We start from the raw sequence: 10,391 nt of genomic DNA on the forward strand, positions 1-10,391 counted from the left end.
GGGGCACGGAGCCCGTCATCCCGTTCTGGGGCACGGAGCCCGTCATCCCGTTCTGGGGCACGGAGCCCGTCATCCCGTTCCGCCCGTACGCTTGGGGCGTGTTCGAACAACTTCCTACCCTCAGCGACCGCCGAATTGCCGTCCGGCTGACTGCTGACGCGCTGCGCCACGTCCGCGCAGGCCACCCGTGGGTGTTCGATGATTCGATCGTTTCCGCAAGCCACGAAGGCGACACCGGCGACCTGGCCATCGTGTTCAACAACGACCGCAAGTTCGTCGGCATCGGCCTGTTCGACCCGGCTGGACCCATTGCCCTGCGCATGGTCCACATCGGCAAGACAGCGACCATCGATCAGGCGTTCTGGGAGTCGAAGATCAACGCAGCTCGGGCGATCCGACAACCGCTGCTCGATGCCGAGTTCGGTGGCCATCCGGGCTACCGCGTCGTCAATGGCGAGAACGACGGCCTCCCAGGATTGATCGTCGATGCCTACGACACGACCTTGGTTGTCAAGTTGTATTCGAGCGTCTGGTTCCCGCACCTCCGAACCGTGCTCGCTGCACTCGAAACCACAATGCGGCCCTCGTCGGTCGTGCTCAGGCTTGGTCGCAACGTCGCCGGTGGCGAAACCTACGGATTCGACGACGGCGATGTCATCGCCGGTGAGATCATCGAGGGCCCGGTGCTCTTCACGGAAGGCGGGCTCAGGTTCGAAGCAGACGTGCGCCAAGGCCAAAAGACGGGCCATTTCCTCGATCAGCGCCACAACCGGATGCGCCTCGGCCGTTTGGTTACGGGCCGCGACGTGCTTGATGTGTTCGCCTCAACGGGCGGTTTCGGCGTGCATGCAGCAGCTGGCGGAGCTCGTTCGGTCCACAGCGTCGACATCTCTGCTCCGACGTTGGCAGCGGCCGAACGAAACATGGCCCTGAACGCCGATCGAGCAGAAGTACAGGCCTGCGAGCACACGACAGAGGTCGGGGACGCCTTTGAAGTCATGATCGCCCTCGCTCGCGCCGGGTCGACCTACGACGTCGTCGTGATCGACCCGCCGTCATTCGCACAGAAGCAGTCGAGCATCGACGTCGCGGTCCGCGCCTACACCCGGTTGACGCACATCGGGCTCCGGCTCGTGCGTCCAGGCGGCGTCTTTGTCCAGGCTTCGTGCTCCAGCCGTGTCACGTCTGACCTCTTCTTCGCCACGCTGCTCGACGCCGCTGATGCGGCAGGCCGCGAGCTCCGTCAGATGGTGCGGACCGGCCACGACATCGATCATCCAGTGACGTACCCCGAGGGCGCCTACCTCAAGGCCGGGTTCTTTAACGCGCTGTAGCGCGCGGGCCCTTGGCCCGAGCTGCGCCTAGCCTGCTGCGATGGCATCAGTCCAAGCAAACGGGATCACAATCGAATACGAATTGACCGGTGAGGGCGAACCGCTTCTCCTCGTGATGGGGCTTGGCGGCCAACTCACCGACTGGCCCGAAGGCTTCCCCGAGCAGCTCGCAGCCGAAGGTTTTCAAGTCATTACGTTCGACAACCGCGACAGCGGCCTGTCGACCGAGTTCGACTGGGAACCGCCCACCCAGGTGAAGGCCGTCATGGGAATGCTTGCGAAGCGTCCGCCGAAGGCCGGTTACCTGCTCACTGACATGGCAAACGATGCCGCAGGCCTCCTCGATGCTCTCGGCATCGCATCAGCACACGTCGTGGGCATGTCGATGGGCGGCATGATCGCCCAAACGCTGACCATCGAGCACCCTGAGCGAGTCCGCTCGCTGACCTCAATCATGTCGAACCCGGGTGATCGCAAGTCGGGCCGGATCTCACCGAAGATCATGCCGAAGCTCGCCCGAATGAAGCCGCCGACCAAAGAGACGGCGGCCGAGCGATCAACAGAGATGTTCAAGCTTTTCAGCGGCACACACTACGACGCAGCCGAACACGTGCTCCGCAGCCAGATCAGTGTCGAGCGATCGTTCCGCCCGAAAGGCACAGCCCGCCAGACAGCCGCCATCATGGCCAGCCCCGACCGGACAGCAGGTCTGGGCAACGTCACTGTTCCGACACTGATCGTCCACGGGCTCATGGACAAGCTCGTTCTTCCCAGTGGCGGCATCGCAACAGCCCGTGCAGTGCCGGATTCCCGCCTGCTGATGTTCCCCGACATGGGCCACGACCTCCCGGCGCCGCGACACGCCGAGATCATTGCGGCGATCAAGCGCAACACCGATCTCGTCGGCGTCACTCAGGAGGCCTAATTCCGGGAGGCCTCATTCAGTCTCCGAGGACATGGCCGACCGGCGTGGCCCGTCGGACGTAGCCCAATATCGGCGATGCCCGCACGGTGGCGTTCGCCCCCTGCGGGATGGCGTTCCGTTCACCGGCACGCCACGCGTACACGGTGCTCTGCTTTCCGTTGTCGACAGCAACGAAGAGCGAGTAGCGGTCGCGTTCGATCCGCTTGCGAATGAATCGGGGGAGCGGTGCCACTTCGGCTGGGCGACGAGCTCGAAGGACGACACCGGTGCGTTCGACCGTGCTGAATACATCGGCTGCTCCGAAGAGAGCCACGATCACCCCGACCACGATCGGGATGAAGGAAAGCACCGTGAAGCCGGCCGCCACGTCAACGATCAGCCAGGCTTGCTCGGGGAACCTCGCGTACAGGGAGTCGAGAGAATCGCCGCGGGCCGTGTCGCTGGAAAACCGGCGGAGGCTGAGGCCGACGAACGCCGTGATGACGCCGCCGACGAGCGCGATCACAGGGTGGAGGCCGTAGCCGAGACGAATCGGATACTTGACGCGCACAAGACGTGGCTCGGCACCGACGCTGCTCCAGGCGCGGTGATGGTCTTCACGAGCGAGCGGGAATTCGACGGCTGCACCATCGGCCAGGCAGGTAGCGGATGCGTAGGCCAGGCGGCGGTCGCCGATTTCGACTGAGCTTGCAGCCATCTGTCCAAAGTCGCCCTCAATGAGTCGTTGTCGAACAGCTAACCATTGTTGCGTTGCTGCAAGGCCGGCTGCGGTGTGCGTCAGCGGACGTTCGATGGCATGGCGAACGACCCGGCAGCCGAGGGCGACGATCGCGACCAGGATCGCAACTGCCCACAGGCGACGTTCGACCGAGTCGACCACAGCGACCTCGGCGTTGCCGCCACGGGAACTCCACCACACCAACGCACTGAGGAGGACGATGGCGCCAGGGATGGCCAGCAGCCAGATGGGCCAACGTCGAGTGACGAGGCCGGCGCTCCGTGCGTCGTTGGTCACCAAGGATCGGAAACGGCGCCACCAGGAACCCTTGATGTCGACCGCAAGGAATCGTGCCGGAATTGCTCGATCGGTGGTGAATCGTGCCATCACATGTTGGAGCACCAGGCGTTCGTGCGGGAGCAATGCATCACCCTCGTACGCCGTTGCAGCGGGACGGACACGTCCGAGATCGTCGTCATCGTCATCGAGCGGTGGGAGGAGACGGAGCCACCCACGCGCAGCAAGGTCGATCACTGTGGCCCGAAAGCCCGATGCGGTCAGCGTTGCATCATTCGTCAGCATGTTGACAACGGCAGGGGACTCGCGGCGCAGTGCACCAGATGCTCCTGCAGGCCGCGGACGCTCGGGGGCGACTCGTTGCTCGCCGTACCAAAGTGTTCCAGCGCCGATCCCCAGGAGCAGTGCGCTGATGACGAGCCCCGTGGTGCTGGGTGCGGCAGCGAATGCGTCCCAACTCAGGCCCGCCATGCCGATCAACATCGCAACATTGTGACACCCGCTGGAACATTGTCTGGTCTCAGCCCGGACGACTGATCGCGAGTCATCAGGGTCCGGTTGGCGCAGGCTGGCCGAGGCCGGTGGTGTCGCCCCGGACCCAGACGGTGCGTTGCGGGAACGGGATCTCGATCCCAGCGCTGTCGTAGCTGGCCTTCAACGCCTCACGGAGTTCGCGTTGCAGCGCCCATTGCGAGCCAGGCGACGTCTTGACGATCATGCGGAGTGTGATGCCGTCGGCACCGAGGGTCTCGACGCCGAGGACGATGGGCTCGTCGAGGACATCCGGCGACCATTCCTCTGAGGTGCAGACCTCGGTGGCTGTCGAGAGCATCAGATTCTTCGCTGCGGCGAGATCGCTGTCGTAGGCCACGTCGATGTCGACGAGCGCAACCGACCAGAGTTGTGACTTGTTGCCTACACGCTGCACTTCGCCGTTCGGCACATGCCAGACCGTTCCGTCGAGGCCGCGCAGCACGGTCGTCCTCAGCGTCACCTGTTCGACCTCACCGATTGCTTCGCCGAGGTCCACGATGTCGCCGATGCCGTACTGATCTTCGACCAGCATGAACAACCCGGAAATGCAATCCTTGACCAAGCTCTGCGCGCCAAAGCCGAGCGCCACGCCAGCGATCCCGGCGCCAGCAATGAACGGTCCAAGGTCGAAGCCGAACTCACCGATGATCAAGATGAAGGCAACGACCCAGATCACCACGGTGATCGTGCTTCCCACCACATCGGAGATCGACGTTGCCCGAGCATCACGCCGCGGGACTGGTTCGGTGCCAATGAACGACGCCGGATTATCGATGCCGATCTTGGCCAGCCGTCGAACTGTCGCGTCGCGATCGGGCGCCACGATGCGTTTGACGAGCCTGCGAACGTAGCGCTGGGCTATCCGTGTGGCAATCCACGCGACGAGGACGATTGCCAGAACCGAAAGTGGGCGCCCGATCAACCAGTCGGCGATCTGAGTCAATGCTTCATTACCGCCCGTGGCTTCGAACACCCGCTCGCAGACGAACCTCGGCTCAAGGCCACAGGCGTCACTCAGCGCCGCGGCGCTGTCGTCGGCGAGTTCCAGGGAAACAATAAAGTGCAACACAACACCCGAACGTACCTAGCAACAGCATAGAGAAACAGGGATGCTCAGCCGGGCGGAGTCGTGAGCGTGACGAACGTCGAGCGCTCGAACTTCGGTGCGATCGTGCTGGTCTGCGAAACTCTGCAGATGACTGTCACTGACACCGCCCCGAGTTCGATCTCGACCGATCACGAGACGCAACTGGTCAACGACGCGCTCGACACGCTGCTCGCTCAGCACGATCCCCAGCAGATGGACGACGTAGCGTTCCGCGGAGCACGCTTCGATGCTGGCTTGGCATGGGTCCATTTCGCCAAAGGCGACGGCGGAATGGGTCTTCGCCCAGAGCTGAACCGCGTCGTCGAACGGCGCGTCAAGGCAGCCGGTGCCAAGCCGACCGATCCGAGCACCTTTTTCATGAACCTCGCTGGCCCCACGATTGCCACGCACGCCGATGACTCGGTGAAGGAACGCTTCTTGCGTCCGATGTTCACCGGCGAAGAGCGATGGTGTCAGCTGTTCTCCGAGCCAGGTGCCGGTTCCGACTTTGCTGGCCTGGGCTGCCGAGCCGAGCGCGACGGTGACGAGTGGATCGTCAACGGGCAGAAGGTGTGGAACACGCTTGCGCACATCGCCGACTTCGGGATGCTCGTGACCCGGACCGATCCCGAGGCCCCGAAGCACAAGGGCATGACGTATTTCGCACTCGACATGCATGCCGCCGGTGTCGAAGTCCGACCGCTCCGCCAGATCACCGGCGAGGCCGAGTTCAACGAGGTCTACATGACCGACGTCCGTGTGCCGGATTCGTGCCGCGTGGGTGCTGTCGGCGAAGGCTGGCGGGCCAGCCTGACTACCCTGATGAACGAGCGCAGCGCGATCGGTGGAGGTGGCGGCGGTGCGCCGCGGCGCGGTGGTGCAGCCAACGACGCTGTCCAGGTCTGGGAGGCAATGGATGAGTCACGCAAGGACGCAGCAACCAAGGATCGGCTCATGCATTTCTGGGTTCAGGCCGAGGTCGGGCGACTTACCAATATGCGTGCAAGCCAGAACGCTACGTCGGGTAACCCTGGTCCGGAAATGTCGATTGCGAAGCTCGCATACTCCGAACTCAATAAGGGTCTGTACGACTTCTGCATGAACTTGCTCGGCGCCGACGCATTGGTCGACTTCGACTACACGTTCCGTCGCCCGGAAGAATCAGTTGCAAGCGGCGCCGAAAACGGCCTGCGTTACGCCTTCCTGCGGGTCCGGGCGAACTCGATCGAGGGCGGAACGTCTGAGATCATGCGAAACATCTTGGGCGAGCAGGTTCTTGGCCTGCCGGGCGAACCCCGTGTCGACAAGGCCGGTCCGTGGAACGAGGTTCCCCGCAACTGAGGTTGGCCGCGGTCGCGGTCATCAAGAGCTGTGACGAACCGCCGATAGGTTCTGAGGCGTCAACGTGTCCGACATCATCACCGAAGGTTTCACACCCATGTCAGCTACATCAATCCGCCTCGGCGTCGTCGGGACGGGCTACGTCGGGTTGACCACTGGGGCGTGCTTTGCCCACATTGGTCACCATGTCGTCTGCGGCGACATCGACCAACGCAAAGTTGACCTTCTGAACGACGGCCACATCCCGATCGTCGAAGATGGCCTCGAGCAGATCGTTCGCGATGCCCGGTCTGCCGGGCGACTCGAGTTCGTCCTGGGTGCAGCTGCTGCTGCAGCAGACGCCGACATCGTGTTCCTGTGCGTTCCGACGCCGCAGAGCGAAGATGGCAGCGCCGACCTGTCGTACATCGAAACAGCTGCCGCGCAGATCGCGTCGGTGCTCAAACCTGGTGCTGTCGTGGTCAACAAGTCGACGGTCCCCGTGGGCTCGACGCTCGCGGTCGAAGCCGTGCTCCAGCGTGACGACGTCTTCGTTGTGTCGAACCCGGAGTTCCTCCGTGAAGGCACCGCCGTCGGAGACTTTTTGCAACCCGACCGCGTGGTCATTGGATCAGCGAACCGCGCAGCAGCCGAGAAAGTTGCGCAGCTTTACGACAGCATCGATACCCCGATCATCATCACCGACCCGGCATCTGCCGAAACGATCAAATACGCCGCCAATGGCTTCTTGGCGATGAAGATCTCCTTCGTCAACGCTGTCGCAGCCATGTGCGAAGCCGTCGGTGCAGACGTTGTGGCTGTCGTCGAGGGGATTGGTTCGGATGAGCGCATTGGCCGTCAGTTCCTCAAGCCTGGCCCCGGCTGGGGTGGTTCCTGCTTCCCCAAGGACTCGCGGGCATTGGTCAAAATTGCCGAAGACCACGGCTACAACTTTTCGATGATGAAGGGAGTGGTCGAAGTCAACGACGAACAGCGTGCCCGGATGATCGACAAGGTCGCACGGGCCGTTGGTCGGCACCATTCGAACCTGACAGGAGTGACGGTCGGAGCAATGGGTCTGACGTTCAAGGCTGGAACCGACGACCTCCGTGAATCGCCAGCAATGGCAATCATCGCTGAACTCCGCCGCTCCGGAGCACACGTTCGGGCATTCGACCCGACCACGTGCGGCGAACTGTCGCCCCACCAGGAGCTTGCACTGGCTGGCATCGAGCTGACGTCAGAACTGATCGACATCGCTGACGGAGCCGACGTGATTTGTGTGTTCACCGAGTGGCCCGAATTCGCCACGGTTGATCTCTCGAACGTCGCACAGCGGGCACGTGCAGGGACCACAATGGTCGACATGCGCAACCTGTTCGACCCTGCTGACGTCAAGAATGCTGGCCTCGGCTACGACGGCGTCGGCCGCCGCTAATGCGCGTCGTCGTCGCCGGTGGCGCTGGATTCCTGGGTTCGCATCTGACTGACGCATTGATTGCTCGTGGCGACGAGGTCGTTTGCCTCGACAACTTCGTGACGGGCCGACACGCCAACGTCGCACACCTCGTTGGCAACCCGGCGTTCACCCTGGTGGAGGGTGATGTCGTCGCGTCGTGCGATGTCGACGGACCTGTCGACGCCGTGATGAACCTCGCGAGCCCTGCCTCGCCCAAGGACTACTACGCGTTGCCCATCGAGACCCTCGATGTTGGCAGCATCGGCACGCGCAACCTCCTTGAACTCGCATACCGCAACGATGCCAAGTTCTTCATGGCGTCGACGAGCGAGGTGTATGGCGATCCGTTGGTCCACCCTCAGCCGGAGACCTACTGGGGCCACGTCAACTCGATCGGTGAGCGGTCGATGTACGACGAAGCCAAGCGGTTTTCTGAGGCGCTGACCATGGCATATCACCGTTCGAAAGACGTCGACGTCAAGATTGTGCGCATCTTCAACACCTACGGCCCGCGCATGCAGGCCGACGATGGTCGTGTTGTGTCGAACTTCATCGTCCAGGCGCTGCGCGGCGAGCCGCTGACCATCTACGGCGACGGCAACCAGACGCGGAGCTTCTGCTACGTCGCTGATGAGATCTGCGGCTTCCTCGCATTGCTCGACAGCGATCAGACCGGCCCGATCAACATTGGCAACCCCGGCGAGTTCACCATGTTGGAATTGGCTGAGATCATCGTCGAACTGACGGATTCGCGTGGTGGTCTCATCCACGAGGCGTTGCCAAGCGACGACCCGAAGCAGCGTCAGCCTGACATCACGTTGGCCAAGCTGCACCTCGGCTGGGAGCCCACGATTCAGCTCCGAGAGGGCCTTGGGAAGACGATCCCGTACTTCACCGAGTTGCTCGCACTGGGCTGAACTGTTCACTGACCGTCGGGAATATCGTGACGAAGCGGGTGAATCCGTCACGATCGTCGACGTGAATCTCGCCGCCGGCGGAGGTGACGATAGTTCGGACAATGGCGAGGCCAAGGCCGGAGCCGCCGGCTTCGAGTGAGCGAGCCTCGTCGAGGCGGAGGAAGGGCTGGAAGACGCGTTCTCTGTCTTCGGTGGCGATCGGGGATCCGTCGTTGTCCACCCGGAGCTCAATCGTTTCGCCGGAACGGTCGAGGCTGACTGTCACCGAAGACGTCGCGTGGCGCTCTGCGTTGTCGAGAAGATTCCTCACGACCTGCACGGCACTGTCCTGGTCGATCGGGATACAAGCGTGATCTTCATCGCACATGAGGAGCACCATGTCATTTGCTCGAGACGTTCGATCTCAATGAGTGCATCTTTGGCGGTCCGTTCCCAATCTGTCCGGTCCGGGTACGCCAGACCGACCTCCAGATCGGTGCGCATCGCAGAGAGCGGGCTGCGGAGTTCGTGCGAGGCGTTTGCAGCGAACAGTTGTTGCTGGTCCGATGCCTCTTCGAGTCGGCCAAGCAAACTGTTGAGCATGCCGCCCAGCCGAGAAAGCTCATCGTCGCGATCCGTTGGACTCACGCGCTCGTCGTTCGTCGGCGGAGACACGTTCGACTTGTTGGCCCATCTCTTCGACCGGCCGGTGTGATCGGCCGACAACCCAGTAGACCACCGCCCCTGTCAGCAGCCCGACCCCTGACAGGGCGATCAGCAAACACACCTGGAGGTAGTTCCGCGCTGCTGCTGCGACGTCGAGTGCGGTGATGGCGTAGATCGTGACGGGTAGCTGCGACCTCGGCCACAGCAGAGACCCGCGTCATCAACAGGTCTTCAGTGCTCGCATCGATCGGCGGAGCAATCCGGACACTGCGAGTCCGGTGACCAACAGCGCGAACAGCACGATTGCGGTCGCTCCCGCAGTGATCCGTAACCGGAGCGAGCCTTTGTGTCTGTCAGACATGAGCACGGATCCGATATCCGCCACTGCGAATCGTTTCGATGACGTTGTCGTGGCCGTCGAACGCCGAATCCCAGACATGGCTCACGATGTCGCTTTTGGCAACGACCTCGCCTTGGTGGACGAGCAAGTACTCGATAATTGCGAATTCCCGCGGCGTCAACGCGATTGGGGTTCCGGCCATTGTGCATGACCGGCCCGCAACGTCGACGGCGAGATCGCCGACGACGAGCAGCGGGGCGCGGTTGCTTCCGCCGCGCCGGATCAACGCACGCAACCGGGCCACGAGAACGACAGAGGAAAACGGCTTCGACAAGAAATCGTCGGCACCGGTGTCGAGTGCTTCAGCTTCGTCGAACTCACCGTCTTTTGCGATGAGCATCAGGATCGGCGTTGCGACCCTGCGTGCGCGTAGCTCGGCGCACACTCGGTATCCGTTCAACCCCGGCAGCATCACGTCGAGCACGATCACGTCATAGCTCTGCTCGGTGGCCATCCAGAGACCGTCGACGTCATTCGTCGCAACGTCGACCGCAAACCCTTCTGCTTCGAGGCCCCGCTGGACAGGGGCGGCCTGACGCACTTCGTCCTCGACTACCAGCACTCGCATCTTGTCACCCTCGCAGCATCAAGCTGAAGAAGCCTTCAGCGATCTTCAGCGAAACATCAGTTCGCAAATGGTTCAGTAAGAAATCGAAACGAACTCCCCTCCCTCTCCCTCTCCCCTCCCTCTCCCTCTCCCCTCCCACCCTCCCCCCTCCCTCCCCATGAACACCAGCACGAACACCAGCACGAAC

11 protein-coding genes are annotated in these 10,391 nt (G+C 62.6%); 5 read left to right on the top strand and 6 right to left on the bottom strand.

Going from position 1 to position 10,391, the window contains the following annotated elements; genetic code table 11:
• Both ACH2EI_RS11695 and ACH2EI_RS11700 read left to right on the top strand, forming a co-directional pair.
• Positions 1–1,334, top strand: a 1,334-nt coding sequence (locus tag ACH2EI_RS11695) for a class I SAM-dependent rRNA methyltransferase (protein ID WP_395154938.1), incomplete at its 5' end; no start/stop codon positions are given.
• Positions 1,335–1,374: 40 nt separating this feature from the next.
• Positions 1,375–2,259 carry an alpha/beta fold hydrolase gene (locus ACH2EI_RS11700; RefSeq protein WP_395154939.1) on the top strand — a complete coding sequence of 295 codons (885 nt, stop codon included), beginning with the start codon at positions 1,375–1,377 and terminating at the stop codon, positions 2,257–2,259.
• Positions 2,260–2,275: 16 nt separating this feature from the next.
• Here ACH2EI_RS11700 and ACH2EI_RS11705 read toward each other — a convergent pair whose 3' ends face one another.
• Together ACH2EI_RS11705 and ACH2EI_RS11710 are read right to left on the bottom strand one after the other, a co-directional pair.
• Complete coding sequence (locus tag ACH2EI_RS11705; protein WP_395154940.1) at positions 2,276–3,757, bottom strand: DUF2207 family protein; 1,482 nt, start codon at positions 3,755–3,757, stop codon at positions 2,276–2,278.
• A gap of 64 nt (positions 3,758–3,821) precedes the next feature.
• Positions 3,822–4,877 (bottom strand): mechanosensitive ion channel family protein, encoded by a 1,056-nt coding sequence (locus ACH2EI_RS11710; protein WP_395154941.1) that lies wholly within the window; start codon positions 4,875–4,877, stop codon positions 3,822–3,824.
• Positions 4,878–5,003: 126 nt separating this feature from the next.
• Between ACH2EI_RS11710 and ACH2EI_RS11715 the strand changes: the two genes are divergently transcribed.
• The 3 genes from ACH2EI_RS11715 (at position 5,004) to ACH2EI_RS11725 (ending at position 8,591) form a co-directional block, all read left to right on the top strand.
• On the top strand, positions 5,004–6,236 hold the full coding sequence (locus ACH2EI_RS11715; RefSeq protein WP_395154942.1) for an acyl-CoA dehydrogenase family protein: 1,233 nt from the start codon (positions 5,004–5,006) through the stop codon (positions 6,234–6,236).
• A gap of 97 nt (positions 6,237–6,333) precedes the next feature.
• Positions 6,334–7,653, top strand: a complete 1,320-nt coding sequence (locus tag ACH2EI_RS11720; RefSeq protein WP_395154943.1) for a UDP-glucose dehydrogenase family protein — start codon at positions 6,334–6,336, stop codon at positions 7,651–7,653.
• The gene (locus ACH2EI_RS11725) at positions 7,653–8,591 is read left to right on the top strand and encodes a UDP-glucuronic acid decarboxylase family protein (protein ID WP_395154944.1); all 939 of its coding nucleotides are present in this window, start codon (positions 7,653–7,655) and stop codon (positions 8,589–8,591) included. Before ACH2EI_RS11720 ends, ACH2EI_RS11725 begins: the two co-directional genes overlap by 1 nt.
• On the opposite strand, the gene ACH2EI_RS11730 is transcribed toward ACH2EI_RS11725, so the two are convergent.
• The 4 genes from ACH2EI_RS11730 to ACH2EI_RS11745 form a co-directional block, all read right to left on the bottom strand.
• The gene (locus ACH2EI_RS11730; protein ID WP_395154954.1) at positions 8,566–8,958 is read right to left on the bottom strand and encodes a sensor histidine kinase; all 393 of its coding nucleotides are present in this window, start codon (positions 8,956–8,958) and stop codon (positions 8,566–8,568) included. The genes ACH2EI_RS11725 and ACH2EI_RS11730 overlap by 26 nt on opposite strands.
• The gene (locus ACH2EI_RS11735) at positions 8,898–9,173 is read right to left on the bottom strand and encodes a histidine kinase dimerization/phospho-acceptor domain-containing protein (protein WP_395154955.1); all 276 of its coding nucleotides are present in this window, start codon (positions 9,171–9,173) and stop codon (positions 8,898–8,900) included. Before ACH2EI_RS11735 ends, ACH2EI_RS11730 begins: the two co-directional genes overlap by 61 nt.
• A 283-nt stretch (positions 9,174–9,456) precedes the next feature.
• The gene (locus ACH2EI_RS11740; protein ID WP_395154945.1) at positions 9,457–9,597 is read right to left on the bottom strand and encodes a hypothetical protein; all 141 of its coding nucleotides are present in this window, start codon (positions 9,595–9,597) and stop codon (positions 9,457–9,459) included.
• Complete coding sequence (locus ACH2EI_RS11745; protein WP_395154946.1) at positions 9,590–10,204, bottom strand: response regulator transcription factor; 615 nt, start codon at positions 10,202–10,204, stop codon at positions 9,590–9,592. The genes ACH2EI_RS11740 and ACH2EI_RS11745 overlap by 8 nt, the downstream gene beginning before the upstream one ends.
• Between the last annotated feature and the right edge of the window lie 187 nt (positions 10,205–10,391).

This window comes from Ilumatobacter sp. (genome assembly GCF_041688325.1).
Classification (GTDB): domain Bacteria; phylum Actinomycetota; class Acidimicrobiia; order Acidimicrobiales; family Ilumatobacteraceae; genus Ilumatobacter_A.